This is a genomic window from Bradyrhizobium sp. INPA03-11B (genome assembly GCF_040446015.1).
In the GTDB taxonomy this organism is placed as follows: Bacteria; Pseudomonadota; Alphaproteobacteria; order Rhizobiales; family Xanthobacteraceae; genus Bradyrhizobium; species Bradyrhizobium macuxiense_A.
Genome location: NZ_JASGSR010000080.1, coordinates 16,833 through 37,473, shown reverse-complemented (window position 1 = coordinate 37,473; position 20,641 = coordinate 16,833). Strand labels below are relative to the sequence as shown.

Here is a 20,641-nt window from a genome sequence, read left to right as displayed (position 1 = left end):
TTCAAAACCGGCCTCGAACACTTCCACGCCGTCGCCGCAGGATGGAGCCTCAGAGATCTGTGCATGCCCTAGTGCTTTCGCAGGGACGACATGTGGAGAGGTTGTGCACGCACTCCTGTGTCATCGCCCGGCTCGACCGGGCGGTCCAGTACGCCGAGGCCTCTCGGCTCAAGCACTGCTGTCTCTGGAATACTGGATCACCCGCTTTCGCGGGTGATGACACCGATTATTTGTCTACTCGCGGTGCCATCGCATAGCGCTAGCTGCGGGAACAGCAGAGGAAATCTTCCGCAGCTGCATATTACTCCACCGCAGCCCCCACCGGCGGTCCGCCCGGCGGGCGGTGCAGGAAGGTGATCGATGCATAGGCGCCGACCCACGAGCCGGCTGCCGCGAAGGCGACATAGAGCCAGTTCTCGGTGTAGCTGATCACCGCATAGGAGGAGAGCACGTACCAGACGCTGCTCCAGGTCGCCGCCGGCACGCGCTTGCGCGCGACGACCGCCGAGGTGAACATGACGTAGACCGCGTCGGTCGCCGCGGTCGCGAGGAAGACGCCGCCGGCGGTGAGGGGATCAATGGCAGCCATTGCAACTCCTGTTCGGGTCGGCCAGAAGGCATGATCCGAAAAAGTGTGAAACGGTTTTCCGAGAAGATCATGCCCAAACAAGGCATGATCCGGAAAAGTGTGAAGCGGTTTTCCGAGAAGGTCATGCCCAAACAAGGCATGACCCGGAAAAGTGTGAAACGGTTTTCCGAAAAGATCATGCCCAAATGAGGGTTTGGATCGGGCATTGCCTTTTTGTCATCATGCTCGGGCATAGATTAATCGCAAAGAGGAATGCGCATGCAGGACATCCGTGAAATCCTTGCCGATGTCTGGACCGGCGCCGGTGGCACGCCGTCCGCGCTGGATGCGGTCACGCTGACCGGCAGCGAGCCGCAACTGCCGTCATCGTTTCGTGTCGCAGCCGCCGCGCAGGCGCCGATCGCCGCGGCCGGCCTTGCGGCGGCCGAGATCTGGAAAGCCCGCAGCGGCGAGACGCAGGATGTCGCGGTCGACATCCGCCATGCCGTCGTGGAATGCCGCAGCGAGCGCTACCTGCGGGTCGACGACAAGCCGCCGCCGCCGGCCTGGGACAAGATCGCCGGCGTCTATCGTGTCCGCGACGGCCGCTTCGTCCGTCTCCACACCAATTTCCCGCATCACCGCGACGCCGTCTGCAAGGTGCTCGGCTGCAACGCCGAGCGTGACGACGTCCAGGCCGCGCTGTTGCAGTGGGACGGCGAGGCGTTCGAGACCGCGGCCTATTCGGCCGGCGGCGTCGTCGCCTTGATGCGCCCACATGACGAGTGGTCGGCAACGCCGCACGCCCGGGAACTGGCGAAGCTGCCGCTGATCTCGATCGAGAAGATCGGCGAGGCCGCGCCGAAGCCGTGGCCCGCCGGGAAGCGGCCGCTGGCCGGCATCCGTGTGCTCGATCTGTCGCGCGTGATTGCCGGTCCCGTCGCCGGCCGCACGCTCGCCGCGCATGGCGCCGACGTGCTCTTGATCTCCGGTCCCGATCTGCCGGCGATTCCCTGGCTCACCATCGACACCGGCCGCGGCAAGCTGACGACGTTCCTCGAGCTGCGCAGCGAGGAGGGGCGGGGCGTGATGCGCGGTCTCGTGGCGCAGGCCGATATTCTCTCCCAGGGCTATCGTCCGCAGGCGATTGCGCGGCTCGGCTTCTCGCCGGAGGAAGCGGCCCGCATCAATCCCGGGATCGTCTATGTGACGCTGTCGGCCTATGGCCACGCCGGTCCGTGGGCGGAGCGGCGCGGTTTCGATTCGCTGGTGCAGACCACGACCGGCTTCAATCACGCCGAGGGGCAGGCGGCCGGCGTCGATGGACCGAAGGAATTGCCGGCCCAGATGCTCGACCACGCCACCGGATATTTCATGGCGTTCGGTGCCATGATGGCCAAGGCCCGCCAGGCGCGGGAAGGCGGCAGCTGGCACGTCCGGGTGTCGCTGGCGCAAACCGGGCGCTGGCTGTGGAATCTCGGCCGCCTCGAGGCGGGCCTCGCGACCGAGGACCTCAAGGCGGAAGCGGTGCTGCCCTTTATCGAGCGGTTGCCGTCCGGTTTTGGCACGCTGAGCTCGGTCCGGCACGCCGCCGTCCTGTCGAGGACCCCGGCGCATTGGTCCCGTCCGGCCATGCCGCTCGGCAGCAATCCCCCGGAGTTTCCCGGATGAGACATTCAGCCACCGTTCAGGGTATCCGAACTTTAACGACGCGCACCGCCGAAGTGCGATTTTTAGGTTGTTTGCAACGCCAATTCGGCACTATTAGCGCACCGCTGGGGCCGTCCCGCCGGAAGCTGCAACGATCGACCCTGCGGACCGCATGCTGAAAGAGTTTACCAAGAGAATGCAGAGCTTTAGCCGCCCGCGCCTGCTCGTGGCCGCGGCCGTGCTGGTGGTCGCCTGTGCCGGCGCCTATGGCTACACCCGTTTCGGCTCGGAAAAGCAGGCGCCGTCGGAAGTCTCCAGCCAGTCCCGCAAGGGGGGCACGCGCTATACGCCGTCGGCCGCCGAGTGGGCCAGCCTGACCTTCTAGGCTGTGGCCGAGCATACCTTCCGCTCCGAGCTGGTGACCGAGGGCAAGATCGGGATCGATGAGGACCGTTCCACCCCGGTCTACTCGCCCTATACCGGACGGGTGACCCGCCTGCTGGTGCGGCCGGGCGATATCGTCGTGAAGGGGCAGCCGCTGTTCGTGATCGAAGCGGCAGACACCGTGCAGGCGCAGAACGACTATGTCGCCGCGATGACCGGTCTCAACAAGGCCCAGTCGGCGCTCGACCTGGCGCAGATCCAGGAAAAGCGCGCCAAGGACCTGTCCGAGGGCAAGGCGATCCCGCTGAAGGATTACCAGACTGCGCAGGCGGCGCTGGTGCAGGCGCAGAACGATGCGCGCTCGGCGCAGACGCTGCTGGAAGCCGCGCAGAACAAGCTGCACATCCTCGGCTTCGGCGACGAAGCCATCACGACCTTGCAGCAGAAGGGCCGCCTCAATCCGGAGACGACGGTGTTCGCGCCGATCGGCGGCACCGTGGTCCAGCGCAAGGCCGGCCCCGGCCAGTATGTCTCGACCGGCGCCAGCGATCCGGTCTACGTGATCGGCGATCTCTCGACGGTCTGGCTGATCGCCTTTGTCCGCGAATCCGATGCCGACAATGTCGCGATCGGGCAGGACCTCAGCTTCAGCGTGATGGCGCTGCCCGGCAAGGTGCTGAATGCCCGGGTCAACTATGTCGCCGCCGCGATCGATGCGACCTCGCGCCGGCTGCTGGTCCGCGCCACCATCGACAACGCGGACAACCGGCTGAAGCCCGAGATGTTCGCCAATGTGACGCTGTATTCGAAGAGCGATCACCCGGCGGTCGGCGTGCCGAAGCAGGCGCTGATCTACGAGGGCGATCAGGTTCGCGTCTGGGTCGCGAGGGCCGATGACAAGACCATCGAGCTGCGCCAGATCAAGCCCGGCCTCATCAATGGCGACCTCGTCGAGGTGGCCGGCAATCTCAAGCCGGGCGAGCAGATCGTGACGAAGGGAAGCCTCTTCATCGACCGCGCCGCATCTGGCACTTGAGACGCATGATCCGGAAAAACGGGACCCGGCTTTCCGGATCGACCATGCCCAACACGACAAATCCTCACCGTTGAAAGTGCCGATCTGAATGGATCGCCTCGTCGCCCTTGCCGTCAATCGCCGCTACTTGATGGTGGCCATGTTCGTCGCCGTCTTCGTCGGCGGCCTGCTTGCGTTCAAGCAGCTCAACATCGAGGCCTATCCCGATCCGACCCCGCCGATGGTCGACATCGTGACGCAGAGCCCGGGCCTGTCGGCCGAGGAGATCGAGCGCTACATCACGATCCCGATCGAGACCCAGGTCGCCGGCATCAAGAACCTGAAGACCATCCGCACCATCTCGCTGTACGGTCTGTCCGACGTCAAGCTGCAGTTCTCCTTCGACTACACTTATGACGAGGCGCTGCAGCAGGTGCTCAACCGCCTGTCGCAGCTCGCGCCGCTGCCTGGCAACGTGCAGCCCGGCATCTCGCCGACAAGCCCGATCGGTGAAATCTTCCGCTATCGTCTCAAGGGGCCGCCGAACTACAGCGTGCTCGACCTCAAGACGCTGCAGGACTGGGTGCTGCAACGTCGCTTCCGCGCGGTGCCGGGCGTGATCGACGTCACCGGCTGGGGCGGCAAGACCAAGACCTATGAGATCCAGGTCGACTTCAACAAGCTGGTCGCCAACGGCCTGACCCTGCCGCAGGTGCTGCAGGCGGTCTCCAACGCCAACATCAATGTCGGCGGCAACACCGTGAACATCGGCTCGCAATCGGCCGTGGTGCGCGGCGTCGGCCTGATCCGCTCGATCGACGATCTCGCCAACACCATGATCTCGCAGTCCGGCGGCAATCCGGTGCTGGTCAGGGACGTCGGCGCCGTCACGATCGGCGAGAAGCCGCGGCTCGGCATCGCCGGCATCGACAGTGACGACGACATCGTGCAGGGCATCGTGCTGATGCGCCGTGGCGAGCAGAGCTCGCCGACGATTGCCCGCGTCGAGCAACTGGTCAACCAGATCAACAATTCCTCGATCCTGCCCCCGGGCGTCAAGATCGAACGCATCTACGACCGCAAGGATCTGATCGAGCTCACCACCCACACCGTGCTGCACAACATGGTGGTCGGCATCCTCTTGATCGTGCTGTTGCAGTGGATATTCCTCGGCGATCTGCGCAGCGCGCTGATCGTCGGCGCGACGATCCCGTTCGCGCTGTTCTTCGCCGTGATCATCCTGGTGCTGCGCGGCGAATCCGCCAATCTGCTGTCGGTCGGCGCGATCGATTTCGGCCTGATCGTCGACGCCACCGTGATCATGGTGGAGGCGATCTTCCGCCGGCTGTCGCAGACCACGGCACTGTCGGACGAGGAGCGAAGCCACATCTCCGAGGACACGGTGATGGGGATGAAGAGCCACGCCATCTTCTCTGCTGCCGCCGACGTGTCGCGCTCGATCTTCTTCGCCGCCACCATCATCGTCGCCGCGTTCCTGCCGCTGTTCACGCTCGGCGGCGTCGAGGGCAACATCTTCGGCCCGATGGCGCGGACCTATGCCTATGCATTGGCGGGCGGATTGCTGGCGACGTTCACCATCACGCCGGCGCTGAGCGCGATCATCCTGCCGGCGCATATCCACGAAACCGAGACCTGGATCGTCAAGAAGCTCGATGCGATCTACCTGCCGGCGTTGAACTGGGCGATCGGCAACCGCAAGGTCGTGATGGCCGGCGCCGCCGGCCTCGTGGTCATGACCATCATCTTCGTCCGGTTCCTCGGCCTCGAATTCCTGCCCAAGCTGGAAGAGGGCAATTTGTGGATTCGCGCCACGCTGCCGCCGACGATCTCGCTGCAGGAAGGCAATGCCTATGTCAACGAGATGCGCAAGCTGATCCGCAGCCGGCCCGAGGTGGTGTCGGTGGTGTCGCAGCACGGCCGTCCCGACGACGGCACCGACGCCGCAGGCTTCTTCAATGCCGAATTCTTCGCGCCGCTGAAGCCGGCGAGCGAGTGGCCTACCACCCACGACAAGGACGTGCTGACCGCGCAATTGCTGGCGCAGTTGCAGGACAAATTCCCGGGCGTCGAATTCAATTTCTCGCAATACCTGCAGGACAACGTCTCGGAGGCGGTGTCGGGTGTGAAGGGCGAAAATTCGATCAAGCTCTATGGCAATGATTTGCAGGCGCTGAGCGACACCGCCAACAAGATCAAATCCGTGTTGTCGACGGTGCAAGGCGTTACCGACCTCGCGGTGTTCACCTCGCTCGGCCAGCCGACCATCCAGATCGACGTCGACCGTGCGCGGGCGGCGCGCTACGGCCTGTCCCCTGGCGATATCAATGCCACGATCAAGGTGGCGGTCGGCGGCGACAGCGCCGGCGATCTCTATGAACCCGGCAGCGACCGGCACTTCCCGATCATCGTTCGCCTCGCACCGGAATATCGCAAGAGCGCGGAAGCGATCCAGAACCTCAGGATCGGCGTGGCGAACGCCAATGGTGGGATCACGCAGATCCCGCTCTCTGAAGTGGCTTCGATCAAGCTAATCTCCGGCGCGGCCTACATCTATCGCGAGCAGCAGGAGCGCTATCTGCCGATCAAGTTCTCGGTGCGTGACCGCGACCTCGGCAGCGCGATCCTCGAGGCGCAGCAAAAGGTCAACGAGCAGGTGCAATTGCCGCCGGGATCGCGTCTGGAATGGGTCGGCGAGTTCGGCAATTTGCAGGACGCGATCAAACGGCTGTCGATCGTGGTGCCGATCAGCCTCGTGCTGATCGCGGTGCTGCTGTTCCTCAATTTCGGGTCGATGGTCGACACCATGCTCGCGATGAGCGTGATCCCGATGGCGATCTTCGGTGGTGTGCTCGGGCTTTTGATCTCGGGCATTCCGTTCAGCGTGTCGGCCGCGATCGGCTTCATCGCGCTGTTCGGCATCGCCGTGATGGACGGCATCATCATCCTGTCGCAGTTCAACCAGCTGATCGACGAAGGTTATGACCGGATGCGCGCTGTGATCCGCACCGGCGAGCTGCAGCTTCGTCCGGTGCTGATGACCTGCGTCGTGGCGGGCGTCGGCCTGCTGCCGGCGGCGGTGTCGGAGGGCATCGGCTCGCAGGTGCAGAAGCCGCTCGCCATCGTCGTCGTCACCGGAATGATGCTGGCGCCGCTGGTGATCCTGATCACGCTGCCGGTGCTGATCTCCTACTTCTCGCGCCGGCCGCGCGACAACATCAGGTGAAGCCGTAGAGCCGCGCCGGATTGTCGACCAGGATCGCCTTGCGCACCGCGGCGTCCGGCGCCCAAACCGGGAGCTGGTTGAGGAGGCGGCCGTCGTCGATCTGGTACAGCGGCGTCACGTCGGTGACCTTCTTGCCCGCCGGCGTCACCGAATCCGGGTGCGGCCAGTCGGTGCCCCAGACGATGCGCTCGGCATTGGCGGCGATCAGTGCCTGGGCCAGCGGCGTCGCATCGGCATAGTCGGGCGCGAGCTTCGAAGCGCGGTAGGCGCCGGAGATCTTGACATACGCCTTGCCGGATTTGACCAGCGCGAGCAGGTCGTCAAATCCCGGCTGACTCGTACCCAGCGCGGCCTCGGCGCCGCCGAAATGGTCGAACACCACAGGTACCGGCGCTGCCGCGACCAGGTCCTTGATCGCAGTGATCATCGCGAGGCTGGTGAACAGCTGGACATGCCAGCCGCGCGCCTTCATCCGCTCGATCGCCGCCGAGAAGCGTTGCCGGCCGACATTGGGATCGTTGACACCGCCGGTCGCAAGGTTGAGGCGGATGCCGCGGAAGCCGGCCTTCTGCATTGCATCGAGATCGCTCTCGCTGGTCTTGTCGTCGATCACGGCGACGCCGCGCGCCGTCGGGCCGCGGGCCGTCATGCCGAACAGGGTCGACGAATTGTCGGGGCCGTAGACGCTCGGCGTCACGATCACCACGCGTTCGACATGCAGCGCCTTGTGCAGCGCGCTCATGTCCTCCGGCGAGGCCGGTTCCGGCGTATAGACGCGGCCGGCGAAGAACGGGAATTTCTCGGGGTCGCCATGGATGTGGGTGTGGCAGTCGCATGCACCGGCAGGCACGTCGAAGTTCACCGGGGTCGATGGTTGCGATGCCTTGGAAAATGCGTTGCTGCTGGTCATGGTCACTCCCGCTGCGATGGAAGCCAGCATCATACTGCGTCGCGTCAGCATTGGACGTCTCCCTGCGTGCTCGGCTGTTATGCGCGGACTCCGCGCACCGGCATTGTTGATGGCCGGCGGGGGCGGAGGTTATTGGCGGTGAGAGTGGGCGGAAAGGGCCGGTTCGCGCTGCGACCGGTTCCACGAGGCCTATTGTCCCGACGGCGTGCGCAGGCCGTGCCAGGCGTCGCGCACCTGATGGTAGTGCACCTCGGGCAGGTAGTCGGGCGTCTTGAGATTGAGCGTCTTGACGTCAAGGCGTCCGATCGCGCTGAGCAATGTGTAGGAGGCGATCACGCGGTCGCGCTGCGCACCGATCAGCCGTGCCCGCGCCGTGATCAGATCCTGCTGCGCGTTGAGGACGTCGACCGTGGTGCGCTGGCCGCCGGCGGCTTCCTTCTGCACGCCGGCCAGCGCGACCTCGGCAGCCTTGACCTCGGACTCCGAGGCCGACACCGCGATCTTGGCGCCTTCGTTGGCGACCCAAGCGCTGACCACGGCGGTCTTGGCCTGATTGCGGACCTGGTCGAGCACGAGGCGGCTCTGCGCGGCCACTTCCTTGGCCTGTCGGGTCTGCGAGGCCGCGGTGCCGCCGTCATAGATCGGCTGCGTGACCTGGCCAATCACCGAGGCCTGGTCGGTTCCGAACGTGCCGAGCGTCTGGTCGCTGTCGCGGCTGCGGCTGACGCTGCCTTGCAGGGTGACGTTCGGCATCAGGCTGCTCTCGGCGACGCGGATCGAGGTCGAGGCGACGTCGACATCGAAGCCGGCCGCGGTCACAGCGGGATGCTCGCGCAGCGCAAGCGCGATCGCATCCTCGCGGCTGCGCGGCAGCAGCCGGTCGGTGGTTTCCGCCGGCCGCAATTGCGACGGCGCGTTGCCGACCACCTGCGCATAGGTGGCCTGGCTGATCGCGTAGTTGACCTCGGCGGCGTTGAGATCGGCGAGGCCGCGGTTGAGGCGTGCCTCGGCCTGGGCCGTATCGGTCGGCGTGACGTCGCCGGCATTGAGGCGGCGCTGCGTGATCGCCTGGGTCTCCTTCAGGAAGGCGACGTTGGACCGCTGCGCCTCGACCAGGGTCTGGTTGGCCAGCACGTTGGTATAGGCGGTGACGGCGTCGAGCAGCACGCCCTGGCCGACATTGCGCAGCGCCTCGCGGCCGGATTGCACCTGCAACTCGGCGACGCGGACGCTGTTGGCGGTCTTGAAGCCGTTGAACAGGGTCTGGGTCACCGTGACCCCGATCTGCCACGGCTTCAGCGTCGCGGTCTGGATGACGTTGCCGGGCAGCTGGTCGCGCACCGCCTGAAGGCCGACAGAGAGGCCGGCGCTGACCTGAGGACGATAGCCGGCCAGCGCCTGCGGCACGTTCTCGTCGGTGGCGCGCTGGCGTGCCCGCTCGGCATTGAGCTGCGGATTGGTCTGGTAGGCCTTGACCAGGGCTTCCGGCAGGCTCTCGGCGCGGGCAGCGGTGTCAGCCAGCAGCGCGCATGCCAGCGCGCCAAGGCCGATGCCCGACAAAAGCACGCGCCTCGCTACGTCGCCAATACCAGCGGCACGTTCAACCATGTGATCCCGCACACCAAACCCCGGCAGTCCGCCTCCGCCGACGCCGTCGACACATCTACCTGTTTACGGGGCGGCGCCGCCACAGGCAAACCGCCCCGCGACATCTGCACATCATTTCGGTTGTTGTCTGTTGCCGGTTCGTCACAGGCGAACGCGACTGTCATATGAAGTATAAATTCGAACCGCCGGGCGCCGATTCCGCGGCGCCGGTTATCCACTGTCTCCGCCGGGTCCATTGCTGATGCCCATACTGTTCTCCGACCCCGAGGCAATCGCGGAGCACATCATTCGTGACGTCGGAACCGAACTGGTGGTCGGGCTGCCGCTCGGCCTCGGCAAGGCTAACCACATCGTCAACGCGCTGTATGCGCGGGCGGTGGCCGACCGCTCCATCAACCTGACGCTGTTCTCCGCGTTGACGCTGGAAAAACCGAAGCCGAAGAGCCTGCTCGAACAGCGCTTCATCGGTCCGGTGATCGATCGCCTGTTTGGCGGTTACCCGGATCTCGCCTATGCGGATGCGCTGCACCGCGGTGCGCTTCCGCCCAACATCAAGGTGATCGAGTTCTTCTTCCTCGCGGGGCAGTGGCTGTATCAGCCGTTCGCACAGCAGCACTACATTTCCGCAAATTACACCCACGCGGCGTCGTATCTGCTGTCGCGCGGACTGAATGTCGTCCCGCAGCTGGTCGCCAAGCGCGTGGTCGACGGCGTGCCGCGTTATAGCCTGAGCTGCAACACCGACACGACGCTCGACGTGCTGCGCGCCCGCGCGCAGGGGCGGGCGTCATTCAAGCTGGTCGCCCAGGTCAATTCCGAGCTGCCGTTCATGCCCGGACGCGGCGATCTGCCGGCCGATGAATTCGCCGCGGTGCTCGACGGTCCGAATACCGATTTCCCGCTGTTCGCGCCGCCGTCCGAGCCGATCAGCGACACCAAATATGCGATCGGATTGCATGCCGCCGGTCTGGTCCGCGACGGCGGCACGCTGCAGATAGGCATCGGGCAGGTCGGCGATGCGCTTGCGCAGGGCCTCGTGGTCCGGCACCGCGACAACGTGCAATTCCACGGCATCATCCGGCGCCTTGCGCCTGGCACCGCGCAGCTCGCAGCGGCTGAGGCCGGGCCGTTCGAGAAGGGCCTCTATGGCGTTAGCGAGATGCTGTTCGAGGCGTTCCTCGGGCTGATCGACGCCGGCATCCTCAAGCGCGATATTGGCGGCGTGATCCTGCACGGCGCATTCTTCCTGGGGCCGCAATCCTTCTATCGCGCGCTGCGCGAGATGAAGCCCGAGCAGCTGGCGCAAATCCAGATGATGCCGGTGTCCTTCACCAACGAGATCTTCGGCGACGAGGACGGCAAGCGCCGTGCCCGTGTCGATGCGCGCTTTGTCAACAACGCGATGATGGCGACGCTGCTCGGCGCTGCAATCTCGGACGGGCTCGACAACGGTCAGGTCGTGAGCGGCGTCGGCGGCCAGTACAATTTCGTGGCGCAGGCATTCGCGCTCGAAGGCGCGCGCTCGGTGCTGGCGCTGGAGGCAACCCATCAGTCCGGCAGGCAGGCGCAGTCGAACATCCGCTGGTCCTATGGCCACGAGACCATCCCGCGTCACCTGCGCGATATCTTCGTCACCGAATATGGCGTCGCTGATACGCGTGGAAAATCCGACGCGGACGTGATCGCCGCGATGCTGGAGGTGTCCGACTCGCGTTTCCAAAGCGAGCTGATGCGGCAGGCCAAGGATGCCGGCAAGCTGCCGCGTGATCACGAAATCCCCACCGCTTACCGCGAAAATTATCCCGAGCGGATCAGCACTGCGCTGAAGCCCGCGCGCGAAGCGGGCCTGCTGCCGTCATTCCCATTCGGCAGCGACTTCACCGACGTCGAGCAACGGCTGATTCCAGCGCTGCAGATCTTGCAGCAGGCGCAGCGCACGCCGCTGCAACTCGCCGGCCTGCTGTGGCAGGGCATGCGGCATCCGCCCGATGCCGCCGACCGCGAATGCCTGGCGCGGCTCGGCCTCGACAAGCCGACCCACTTCGCCGAGCGCGCCTATCGCGCGCTCGTCACCGCGGCATTGCAACGGAGCCGGGGGAGCAACGCATGATCCGGAAAAGTGCGAAGCGGTTTTCCGATGAGATCATGCGCAAACAAAAAGCTAAAGCGCGATGACGCTTCAACCTGATCTCATCGCGCTTTAGCGGTTCTTGTTGACCGGCTTGCGCTTCTCGATGAAAGCCGCCATGCCCTCGGAGCGATCCTCAAGCGCGAAGGTCGAGTGGAACAGGTTGCGCTCGACATTCATGCCTTCCGAAAGCGGCGTCTCGAACGCGCGGTTGATGGCTTCCTTGGCCATCGCGGCGGCCGGACGCGACATCGAGGCGATCTTCTCGGCCGCGGCGAGCGCTTCTTCCTGCAGCTTGTCGGCCGGAACGATCCGCGACACCAGGCCCGAGCGCTCGGCTTCCGCCGCATCCATCATCCGCCCGGTCAGGCAGAGATCCATTGCCTTCGACTTGCCGATCGCGCGGGTCAGGCGTTGTGTGCCGCCGATGCCCGGGATGGTGCCGAGGGTGATTTCCGGCTGGCCGAACTTGGCGGTGTCGGCGGCGATGATGATGTCGCACATCATCGCAAGCTCGCAGCCGCCGCCGAGCGCGTAACCCGCGACCGCCGCGATGGTCGGCTTGCGGCAACGCGCGACGCGGTCGCCGCCGATGGCGGTGAAGTCGCTGTTGAACATGTCGATGAAGCCCTTCGGCTGCATCTCCTTGATGTCGGCGCCGGCGGCAAAGGCCTTCTCGCTGCCGGTGATCAGGATGCAGCCGATCTTGTCGTCGGCCTCGAGATCGTCGACCGCCGCGGCGATCTCGCGGAACACGCCGAACGACAGCGCATTCAGCATTTTCGGCCGGTTCAGCGTGATGACGCCGACCGATCCCTTGCTTTCGACGATGATGAATTCGAACGTAGCCATGACGCAAACCCCGTGCCTGATTTGGCGGGCAATGTGCCCGCTGGCGGGATACGCTTCAAGTGGCTGAAGCGAGGCTTTGGGCCGCGGTGCGGCGCTACCCAGCGCCGCAAGCCGCAAGCGCCTCGGCTAGGCCATGAACATCCGCGCGGCGGAGGCCACCGTGAGCAGGGCGCCGAAGCCGATGAAGATCTTGCCGATCAGCGAGGTCTGGTCCCAGCTCGCACTGTCGCTGCTCGCCAGAACCGGGGCCGGCTTGGGTGCCGCTGCGGCGGCGGGCGGCGGCTGCACAGCCGGCGCCTCCTGCTGGGCGGTCTGTGGCGGGACCGGTTGCGGTTGTTCCGCCGGCTGCTCCTGCTGCAGGGCCCGGTCGAGGTCGTTGAGCTGGTCGGATGCGACCACGCTGCCGTCGGGTTGCGCGTCGGCGGGCTTGTCGGAGGCAGCCAGCACCGGATTGAGGCTGGCGGGCGGGGTGCTCGCATTGCCGTCGCCGGAGGTCAGCTCCGCATTGGCATTGGCGACCGTGGCCGGCATGCCGGCCGACGTCACGCTGCCGGCATCCTTGCTGGCCGTCTTCCTGCTCTCGGATTTGTCAGCCGACTTGTCGGCGGTCTTGGAGGAGCTGTGACGCGCATGGCGGCGGACATGTCGCGAACTCTGTTGCGCGGATTTGTCGTTCGTTGCGTTGTCGGATTTCGATGCCGATGCGTCCGATCCGGCCGCATGCGCCGGCAACGGAACAGCGAGACACATGGCAAGCCCGGTCAGCCCTGTCGCGACCACCAAGGCCAAGCGCCCATTGGCTTTGATCTTCATTCTGATGATCTCCCCATTTCGCCCGTCCCAAAGCCGAAATGAGACCCCGCTGCGTGTCCACACCGGGGCAAAAAAAGGGAATCTTCGGGCCTCAGGGGGCAAAAGCTGGGCAATTTCGTCCCAGCGGGTGATCGGCTACGGCACCCCGATGCTTGTCGGACCGATCGGTGTTATGAGCCGTGGCGTCTGGAAACCCGCCGGAGCGATTCTTTGCGCCCGATCTCCGCGCGGCCTGACCGGAGGATCGCGATCACGAATTCGTGATATTCTTGGTTGACCGCGTAACGAACTGAAAGATCGGCCGAATTGCAATTCAGGAGCCTGCGTGCGCGAACGTGAGGATGAATGGACCGACCTGATGCGGTCGGCCATTTCTGGCGATGACGCGGCGTATCATCGCCTGCTCAAGGCCATCACGCCGGTACTCCGTGCCGCGGCGCGACGTGGCTTGGCGCGCGCGGGACAACCGGTCGATCAGTCCGAGGACATCGTGCAGGACATCTTGTTGGCGGTGCATTTGAAGCGACAGACCTGGGACAGCAGCGCCCCGTTCGCTCCGTGGCTGTTCGCGATCGCGCGCAACAAGCTGATCGACGCGCTGCGCCGCCGCGGCAAGCGCATCTTCGTCAACATCGATGATTTCGCCGAGACGCTGCCGGGGCAAACGCCGGAGCCGACCGCATCGCCCAGCGAGGTCACCGCCCAGTTGCAGGCGTTGCCGGCGCGGCAGCGCGACGTGCTGCAATCGATTGCGGTCGACAGCGCCTCGATCAAGGATACCGCGGCGAAATTCTCGATGACCGAGGGCGCGGTGCGGGTCGCGCTGCATCGCGGGCTTGCGAGCCTCACCGCGAAATTACGGGACCGATGAGCATGGATACCGATCAACTCATTCGAACCCTTGCCGCCGACAATGCGTATCGTGCGCGCCCGATCGGTCTTGCGCTGATGCTGGCGCTGCTGGCGGCGGCGCCGGTGTCGCTCTTGATCTTCTTCGCCGAGCTCGGCGTGCGGCCCGACGTGATGACCGCGATGCATAATCCGTTCTTCGACCTGAAGTTTGCGGTGACGCTGGCGCTCGCCGCTTCGGCGATCGCGGTCAGCCTGCACCTGTCACGGCCGGAAGCCTCGCTGCGCAGCTTCGGCTGGTGGCTGCTGATTCCCGCCGGCATCCTCGTTGCCGCGATCAGCGGCGAGATGATGATGCCGCAGCGCACGCCGATGATGACGCGGCTGATCGGCAAGAACTCGATGGCGTGCATGACTGCGATCCCCGCGATGTCGCTGCCGCTGCTGGTCGGCGCGCTGTATGGGCTGCGGCAGGGCGCGCCGGCGCGGCCTGCGGTCGCCGGCGCGGTGGCGGGCCTGCTCTGCGCAGGCCTCGCGGCCACCGTCTATGCGTCGCATTGCACCGACGACTCGCCGCTGTTCGTCGCCACTTGGTACACACTGGCGACCGCGATCGTCGCGAGCGTCGGCGCGCTGATGGGGACGCGGGCGCTGCGGTACTGACTGCTTGTAGCCCGGATGGAGCGGAGCGAAATCCGGGGTTTTTGTCAGCGGACAGACTGGTCCCGGATTGCGCTGCGCTTCATCCGGGCTACATCAAAATCAGGCCGCGGGCGCGGATTGCTGCATGCGATGGAAGCGCAGCACCTGCTGCGCGGTCGATGGCCGCAGCCGCTCATAGGTGTCCTTGCAGGCCTGCAGGTCGGTCGGCTCTCCGCCCGAGATGTCGTCGCGCAGATTGATGATCGATCGCACCGTCGACCATGACAGGCCCGACACCTTGGCCAGGATCATGACGCCCTCGGCGCGGGTTTCGATCATCATGTTCTCGGCGATGCTGACCGAGACGTTGGCGAGCGCGGCAAGCGAGGCGTTGGTCTCGTCGAACTTGCCGGCCTCGGCGAAGGCCGCGAGCTGGAATTCGTCGAGCCGGCCGTCCTGGTAGAGCGACTTGACCAGCGCATGCGCAATCGTGGTGTCCGGCGTCACGCCGGAGGGTGCCGAGCGCGCGCGTCGCGTCGCTTCCTTCACCGCGATCGGAATCTCCTTGGCCTGTTGCGGATTGGCAGCCTCGAGCCGCTGCCTGACCGTGTCGGACGCCTTCGCGACCAGCTTGAGATAGAGATGCCGCGGGATGTTCGGGCGCAGGCCGACGCAGGTCGACAGATTGTCGTCGCCCTCGGCGCGGCTGACCAGGCGGGTGAAGCCGCGCTCGGTGAACTCCGCGCCGGGATTGTTGACCGCGCTCTGGATCACCTCGTCATTGCCGCGCAGCACCAGCACGTCGGTGACGGCGCCGCTCAGCGTCTTGCGGTTGGAGATCGCGAGCAGATGCGCCTGGCTCTTGCTGCGCGCGGTCTCGATCAGGGTGTCGTCGTCGAGCCGCGGCGACAGCGTCAGCACGGGGCCTGCGACCTCGATCAGATCGTCGAATGCCAGCGTGCGGATGGTCTGCGGCGGCGCGGTGTCGATCGGGGCGAGACGGTTGGCGAGCAGCGCCTTGGCCGAGTTCTCGATGTGCTCGAGCAGGCATTGGAAAACGTCGTCGAACAGCACGATCTGCTCGTTGGAATAGTTCACCGAGCCGTTGATGAAGAGGTCCGTCACGCGGCGCAGCGTCTCTACACGGCGTGCAACGGTGCCGTGCGCAAGCGTCGTCTGCAGCTCGTCGAGCAGACTTTCGGGGGCGGTCTCGGGCTTCAAACTCATGACTCTGTCCTGGAGCGATGGCGACGGATTCTCCGCCGCCGTATAGGAAATGAAAGATCAGGCGCTGGCGATGCGGTTGCGTCCCCTGGCCTTGGCTGCGTAAAGCGCGCCGTCGGCGCGGGCGAGTAATGTGTCGGAGTTTTCGTTCGGCTTGAGCGTCGTGACGCCTGCGGAGATCGTCACCCGCATGCCGGGCGAGAATGCGCTCCAGTCGAGATCGGCGATGATGGCGCGCAGCCGCTCGAGCGCGCGCATCGCCTGGTCCTGCGAAAGGTCGGGCAGCACCAGCAGGAATTCCTCGCCGCCGTAGCGGCCGAAGCGGTCGATGCTGCGGAGATTGGCGAACATGCCGATCGCGAAGGTGCGCAGCGCCTCGTCCCCGATCGGATGGCCGTAGACGTCGTTGATGCGCTTGAAATGGTCAAGGTCGATCAGTGCCACGGCGCAGGTGCTGCCATTGCGGGCGCAGCGCGCGATCTCGTCCTCGAGGGTGCGCATGATGCTGCGGCGATTGGAGGTGCCGGTCAGCTCGTCGAGCTCGGCCAGCTCCTCGATGCGCCGGTAGGCCTCCTTCAGCTTCACGCCGCTCTGATACAGCGATTGCTGCATCGAGCTCGAGAAGATGCCGAGATACATGCAGCGCCCGATCGTCAGCGCGAACACCAGCATGGTGGCGAGGCGGTCGATCCGGGTGCCGGTCGGCATCCCGATCGCCTTGTCGGTGCCGAGGAACAGCGCGGCGAGGCCCAGCACCATGATGGTCCAGACAACAGCGGTCTGCCGCGCCGAGGTCCGCAGCGCGCCGAAGCCGAACACCACGAACAGGTTGCAGAGGAACAGCACGCCGACTTCCGGCGCGATGTAGGTGAACACCAGCAGGTTCACCATGTTGACGGCCGATTGCGGCGCGACCAGGTAGTGGTCGCGGAAGCGCTCGTGAAAGCCGCGCTCCGAGAGCAGCACATAGACCGCGACGAGGGAGAGGCCGGTCAGGGCATAGCTCGCCGCGACCAGCATCGACGTGGTGCCGGCATGTGCGTAGATCAGCAGCACAGCGGCATCGAGCACGAAGCAGGCGGCGATCATCGATTGGATCTGGCGGCGCTGCCTCGCCCGCCGCGCCAGGCGCTCGACCGTCAGCCTGGGACGGCCGCTTTCCGATGCGCCCGCGACCGGGCTGGGAAGTGACGACGCAGCGCTGCCCATGGTCTCGCCATTGGTGAAATCCGGCGAAAATCTAAGTGGGAAAGCCTTTAGGTTTGGTATCTTTTGGAACCGAATCTCCTCCGGTGGAACCCGGTCATCACCCTTGTTTCGTAAGGGGAATCCGTTCACCGCGGGGGACCGGGAGCGCGCCTGCCGCGAGCTTGCGCCAATGCAGCCTTCGCGACGGCGCTGGCTTGCCGGCCAAGGCTTGGTATGGTCCGGCCGGACGGTGGGCGTCCGCGAGAGTTTTTGGTGTTATGATACCGTTTGTCGAGTCTGCGGCGATTTTTCCTCATTGTGATCGTCGACTGTGTCATAGATCACACATGCGGTCTGGACATTGCCGTAATGTGAAGAATCTTGGCTCTCGCGTCGAACCACGCGCCACCCCCCTCAGACCAACTTTGCGAGACGGCCATTGAGCGCGACACAGGCGGCTTCAGACGAGGTTCTGATCGCTCGGATCGCTCAAGGCGACCGGCTCGCCATGCAGGTGCTGTACGGACGGCATCATGTCAGGGTGTACCGTTTCGGGCTTCGGCTCGTGCGGGACGAACAGGTGGCGGAGGACCTCATCAGCGAGGTCTTTCTGGACGTGTGGCGTCAGGCGGGCAAGTTTGAGGGACGATCCGCCGTTTCAACCTGGCTTCTGGCGATTACCCGGTTCAAGGCGTTGTCTTCGCTGCGGCGAAGGAAAGACGCCGAACTGGACGATGAGGCCGCGAACGCGATCGAGGATACGTCCGACGATCCGGAAACGGTGGTGCAGAAGAAGGACACCGGCGCGACGCTGCGTAAGTGCCTGACGGGACTATCAGCGGAACACCGGGAGATCGTCGATCTTGTCTACTATCACGAGAAATCCGTGGAAGACGTCGCTGAGATCGTCGGGATTCCGGAGAACACCGTGAAGACGCGCCTGTTCTATGCGCGCAAGAAACTTGCCGAGTTGCTGAAGGCAGCCGGTGTCGAGCGAGGTTGGCCATGAAGGCTGCGAGCAACAAGAAGGTGCAGGGTCAAGAACCTGACGATGTCGAGATGCTGCTGCCCTGGCACGCGGCCGGCACGCTGAACGCGCGTGACGCGCGCCGCGTCGAGGACGCGCTCGCTTCCGATCCGGAACTCGCCCGGCAGTATGCCGTCATCCGCGAGGAATATGCCGAGACCATCGGCCTCAACGAGAGCCTCGGTGCGCCCTCGGCGCGCGCCATGCAGAAGCTGTTTGCCGCGATCGATGCCGAGCCGGAGCGCAAGCCGTCGGCGGGGGCACGCATGTCGGCCAGGATCTCGGAGTTCTTTTCGAAATTGTCGCCGCGGACGCTGGCCTGGTCGTCGAGCCTCGGCGCGATCGTGGTGCTGTTGCAGGCGGGCGTGATCGGCGCGGTGCTGATGCGCAGCCAGCCGGCCTCGTTCCAGACCGCCTCGCTCGATGCCGCCGAACAGCGCAGCGCGCCGAGCGCGGCCGTTGCGCCGAGCGCAGCCCCGAGTGCGCCGATCACCCGCGACCTCGGTGCCAGCGTGGCGGCAACGCCGACGCGGCTATTGGTGCAGTTCACGCCGGATGCCAGGATCGCCGACATCACGTCGCTGCTGGAGAATTACCAGGGCTCGATCGTCGACGGGAAGGGCGGCATGTTCCGGCTGCAGTTCCGCGCGATGGACAAGGACAGCGTCGCGTCGCTGATTGCCCGTTTGCAGAAAGAGAAGATCGTCAACCTCGCGGTGGAGACGCCGTAGACTGCGGCTGACGGTTCTGCGCCGACTTGAGGTCACCATGACCGCCAACGGCCGGACCAGATCGACGAACAGAGCGGCCGTCGCGGCCGCGGCGTTGCTGCTGGTTTGCCTGTCTGGTTCGGCCTACCCTCAGAATTTCATGCGATCGCCTGTTGGCAGCGGGCCACAAATGTCGCTCGGTCCGCGGGTCACCCCCGGCATCGGCAGGCCCGGTGGCAACGCTGTCGGCGGATTCGGCGGTATGGCTGGCCGCACGCCGCTGTCGGCCGACCGCGGCCCGGCTGCGTCGTGGACCGACGAGAGCCCGCGATCGGGAATGCGGCCGCCCAATGCACGCTACGCACCCCGTTTCTCCACCGCATGCGACGACGGCGACCGCGGCCAATGCTCCGACCGGCTGGGTGCCGGCAACGGTGGCGGCAAGGGCGCAGCGAAGAAGGGCAGGCCCGGCGGTGGCGGCACGCGCGCGCAGGACGTGGTGGGCACGCGAACCGTACCGAACGAGCTCGTGGCGGAGATCGACGGCGCCTTGACCGAGGCCCAGACCGATGCGCTCGCGCGCCGCCATGGTCTGAGGCGGATTGCCTCGCAGAACATCCCGTTGCTGGGGGCGACCATCGGCCTGTTCCGCATGGCCGGCAATCGCTCGGCCGATGCCGTGAGCCGCGAATTCGCAAGCGACAGCAGCGTCCGCTCCGTGCAGCCGAACTACCGTTACGCGCTGCAGGAACAGAAGCCGCCATCGGGTGGCAATGATCCGGCGCAATACGCGCAGACGCAGCTGCATCTGGCCGAGGCGCACAGGCTGGCGCGCGGAATGAATGTCACCATTGCGGTCATCGATTCCGGCATTGACGCCGCCCATCCGGAACTGGCGAACACGGTCGCGGATACGTTCGATGCGCTCGGCAGCAAGGATGGCCCGCATGCCCACGGCACCGCCATCGCCGGCGCAATCGCCGCGCGCGTCAAACTAACGGGGAGCGCGCCGGAAGTGCGGATCCTGGCGATCCGCGCCTTCGGTGCGGTTGCCGGCGGTGCCGAGAGCACATCCTATGTCATCCTCAGAAGCCTCGACTACGCGGTGGCGCACGGCGCGCAGATCGTGAACATGAGTTTTGCCGGACCGAAGGACGCACTTGTCGAGCGCGCGGTGGCCGCGACTGCGGCGAGGGACGTCGTGCTGGTCGCCGCGGCCGGCAATGCCGGGGCGAAATCGCCTCCGCTGTATCCGGCCGCCTATCCCGACGTGATCACCGTGAGCGGCATCGATGCCGGCGACCGGCTGATGGCAGCATCGAACCGCGGCAGCTATATCGCGCTGGCGGCGCCGGGCGCCGATCTCCTCGTGCCGGTGCCGGACGGCAAGTACACGCTGATGTCGGGCACCTCGTTTTCAGCCGCGTTCGTCAGCGGCATCGCAGCGCTGGTGCTGGAGCGCGGTCCGGCGCTGAAGCCGGCCGACGTGCGGAAGGTCCTGACCAGCACAGCCCGCGATCTCGGGACACCTGGACGCGACGATCTGTTCGGGGCCGGGGAGGCGGACGCGCTTGCCGCGGTGATGGCGGCGACCAGCGCGCCGGTCGCGTCGGCGGTGGACAAACCGCCGCAGCCCGCGCCCACACCGGACGGCAATAACACTTCCGTGAGCCGCGCGTTGAATGAAGGCGCGCCGTCGGTCGCAGCTGATGATTCCGCTGCAAATCACCGGGCTGCGCAGTGATTTTAAGTGCCGGACGCCAGCAGCGGTGCGATGGAACCGGGCGGCGAAAAGGTTAAAAAAATCGCCGACGATTTGAACGTCCGCC

At 65.6% G+C, this 20,641-nt stretch carries 15 protein-coding genes and 1 pseudogene; 9 read left to right on the top strand and 7 right to left on the bottom strand.

Features of this window, described 5'->3' with window-relative positions; translation table 11 throughout:
- Positions 1-301 precede the first annotated feature (301 nt).
- Positions 302-589 (bottom strand): hypothetical protein, encoded by a 288-nt coding sequence (locus tag QMZ05_RS27925; RefSeq protein WP_050626238.1) that lies wholly within the window; start codon positions 587-589, stop codon positions 302-304.
- A 258-nt stretch (positions 590-847) separates the two neighbouring features.
- On the opposite strand from QMZ05_RS27925, the gene QMZ05_RS27920 reads away from it, so the two are divergent.
- The 3 genes and pseudogenes from QMZ05_RS27920 to QMZ05_RS27910 all read left to right on the top strand — a co-directional run bounded on the left by QMZ05_RS27920 (position 848) and on the right by QMZ05_RS27910 (position 6,861).
- The gene (locus QMZ05_RS27920; protein WP_353703680.1) at positions 848-2,239 is read left to right on the top strand and encodes a CoA transferase; all 1,392 of its coding nucleotides are present in this window, start codon (positions 848-850) and stop codon (positions 2,237-2,239) included.
- Positions 2,240-2,390: 151 nt separating this feature from the next.
- Positions 2,391-3,638: pseudogene (locus QMZ05_RS27915) on the top strand (efflux RND transporter periplasmic adaptor subunit).
- Between the two features lie 88 nt (positions 3,639-3,726).
- A complete protein-coding gene (locus tag QMZ05_RS27910; RefSeq protein ID WP_353703679.1) occupies positions 3,727-6,861 on the top strand; it encodes a CusA/CzcA family heavy metal efflux RND transporter in 3,135 nt (1,044 codons plus the stop codon).
- Here the strand turns inward: QMZ05_RS27910 and QMZ05_RS27905 are convergent.
- Positions 6,854-7,822 carry an amidohydrolase family protein gene (locus tag QMZ05_RS27905; RefSeq protein ID WP_353703678.1) on the bottom strand — a complete coding sequence of 323 codons (969 nt, stop codon included), beginning with the start codon at positions 7,820-7,822 and terminating at the stop codon, positions 6,854-6,856. The two genes, QMZ05_RS27910 and QMZ05_RS27905, sit on opposite strands and share 8 nt — an antisense overlap.
- Positions 7,823-7,960: 138 nt before the next feature.
- On the bottom strand, positions 7,961-9,379 hold the full coding sequence (locus QMZ05_RS27900) for a TolC family outer membrane protein (protein ID WP_353703677.1): 1,419 nt from the start codon (positions 9,377-9,379) through the stop codon (positions 7,961-7,963).
- A 241-nt stretch (positions 9,380-9,620) separates the two neighbouring features.
- On the opposite strand from QMZ05_RS27900, the gene QMZ05_RS27895 reads away from it, so the two are divergent.
- On the top strand, positions 9,621-11,489 hold the full coding sequence (locus QMZ05_RS27895) for an acetyl-CoA hydrolase/transferase C-terminal domain-containing protein (RefSeq protein WP_353703676.1): 1,869 nt from the start codon (positions 9,621-9,623) through the stop codon (positions 11,487-11,489).
- A gap of 90 nt (positions 11,490-11,579) precedes the next feature.
- On the opposite strand, the gene QMZ05_RS27890 is transcribed toward QMZ05_RS27895, so the two are convergent.
- Positions 11,580-12,359, bottom strand: coding sequence for an enoyl-CoA hydratase (locus QMZ05_RS27890; RefSeq protein WP_353703675.1), 780 nt, complete (start codon positions 12,357-12,359; stop codon positions 11,580-11,582).
- 126 nt (positions 12,360-12,485) lie between these two features.
- The gene (locus QMZ05_RS27885) at positions 12,486-13,172 is read right to left on the bottom strand and encodes a hypothetical protein (protein ID WP_353703674.1); all 687 of its coding nucleotides are present in this window, start codon (positions 13,170-13,172) and stop codon (positions 12,486-12,488) included.
- A 325-nt stretch (positions 13,173-13,497) separates the two neighbouring features.
- Here QMZ05_RS27885 and QMZ05_RS27880 point away from each other — a divergent pair, with 325 nt between their 5' ends.
- Both QMZ05_RS27880 and QMZ05_RS27875 read left to right on the top strand, forming a co-directional pair.
- Complete coding sequence (locus QMZ05_RS27880) at positions 13,498-14,043, top strand: sigma-70 family RNA polymerase sigma factor (RefSeq protein WP_353703673.1); 546 nt, start codon at positions 13,498-13,500, stop codon at positions 14,041-14,043.
- A 2-nt stretch (positions 14,044-14,045) separates the two neighbouring features.
- Positions 14,046-14,684 carry a DUF1109 domain-containing protein gene (locus tag QMZ05_RS27875; protein ID WP_353703672.1) on the top strand — a complete coding sequence of 213 codons (639 nt, stop codon included), beginning with the start codon at positions 14,046-14,048 and terminating at the stop codon, positions 14,682-14,684.
- A 99-nt stretch (positions 14,685-14,783) separates the two neighbouring features.
- Here the strand turns inward: QMZ05_RS27875 and QMZ05_RS27870 are convergent, their stop codons facing one another.
- Positions 14,784-15,890, bottom strand: coding sequence for a DUF2336 domain-containing protein (locus tag QMZ05_RS27870; protein WP_050420164.1), 1,107 nt, complete (start codon positions 15,888-15,890; stop codon positions 14,784-14,786).
- Positions 15,891-15,947: 57 nt separating this feature from the next.
- The gene (locus tag QMZ05_RS27865; RefSeq protein ID WP_353703671.1) at positions 15,948-17,096 is read right to left on the bottom strand and encodes a GGDEF domain-containing protein; all 1,149 of its coding nucleotides are present in this window, start codon (positions 17,094-17,096) and stop codon (positions 15,948-15,950) included.
- Between the two features lie 418 nt (positions 17,097-17,514).
- Here QMZ05_RS27865 and QMZ05_RS27860 point away from each other — a divergent pair, with 418 nt between their 5' ends.
- The 3 genes from QMZ05_RS27860 (at position 17,515) to QMZ05_RS27850 (ending at position 20,556) form a co-directional block, all read left to right on the top strand.
- Positions 17,515-18,084: a sigma-70 family RNA polymerase sigma factor gene (locus tag QMZ05_RS27860; protein ID WP_035652535.1), complete on the top strand. Its 570-nt coding sequence runs from the start codon at positions 17,515-17,517 to the stop codon at positions 18,082-18,084.
- Positions 18,081-18,833: a hypothetical protein gene (locus QMZ05_RS27855; protein ID WP_353703670.1), complete on the top strand. Its 753-nt coding sequence runs from the start codon at positions 18,081-18,083 to the stop codon at positions 18,831-18,833. Before QMZ05_RS27860 ends, QMZ05_RS27855 begins: the two co-directional genes overlap by 4 nt.
- A gap of 241 nt (positions 18,834-19,074) precedes the next feature.
- A complete protein-coding gene (locus QMZ05_RS27850) occupies positions 19,075-20,556 on the top strand; it encodes a S8 family serine peptidase (protein WP_353703669.1) in 1,482 nt (493 codons plus the stop codon).
- Positions 20,557-20,641 lie beyond the last annotated feature (85 nt).

Excerpts from the sequence above, each read along its gene's own strand:
- QMZ05_RS27875 (WP_353703672.1), top strand. The coding sequence starts at position 14,046 with ATGGATACCGATCAACTCATTCGAACCCTTGCCGCCGACAATGCGTAT.
- QMZ05_RS27865 (WP_353703671.1), bottom strand. The coding sequence starts at position 17,096 with ATGGGCAGCGCTGCGTCGTCACTTCCCAGCCCGGTCGCGGGCGCATCG.
- QMZ05_RS27850 (WP_353703669.1), top strand. The coding sequence starts at position 19,075 with ATGGCTGGCCGCACGCCGCTGTCGGCCGACCGCGGCCCGGCTGCGTCG.
- QMZ05_RS27890 (WP_353703675.1), bottom strand. The coding sequence starts at position 12,359 with ATGGCTACGTTCGAATTCATCATCGTCGAAAGCAAGGGATCGGTCGGC.
- QMZ05_RS27870 (WP_050420164.1), bottom strand. The coding sequence starts at position 15,890 with ATGAGTTTGAAGCCCGAGACCGCCCCCGAAAGTCTGCTCGACGAGCTG.
- QMZ05_RS27895 (WP_353703676.1), top strand. The coding sequence starts at position 9,621 with ATGCCCATACTGTTCTCCGACCCCGAGGCAATCGCGGAGCACATCATT.
- QMZ05_RS27885 (WP_353703674.1), bottom strand. The coding sequence starts at position 13,172 with ATGAAGATCAAAGCCAATGGGCGCTTGGCCTTGGTGGTCGCGACAGGG.
- QMZ05_RS27910 (WP_353703679.1), top strand. The coding sequence starts at position 3,727 with ATGGATCGCCTCGTCGCCCTTGCCGTCAATCGCCGCTACTTGATGGTG.
- QMZ05_RS27925 (WP_050626238.1), bottom strand. The coding sequence starts at position 589 with ATGGCTGCCATTGATCCCCTCACCGCCGGCGGCGTCTTCCTCGCGACC.
- QMZ05_RS27905 (WP_353703678.1), bottom strand. The coding sequence starts at position 7,822 with ATGCTGACGCGACGCAGTATGATGCTGGCTTCCATCGCAGCGGGAGTG.
- QMZ05_RS27855 (WP_353703670.1), top strand. The coding sequence starts at position 18,081 with ATGAAGGCTGCGAGCAACAAGAAGGTGCAGGGTCAAGAACCTGACGAT.
- QMZ05_RS27900 (WP_353703677.1), bottom strand. The coding sequence starts at position 9,379 with ATGGTTGAACGTGCCGCTGGTATTGGCGACGTAGCGAGGCGCGTGCTT.
- QMZ05_RS27920 (WP_353703680.1), top strand. The coding sequence starts at position 848 with ATGCAGGACATCCGTGAAATCCTTGCCGATGTCTGGACCGGCGCCGGT.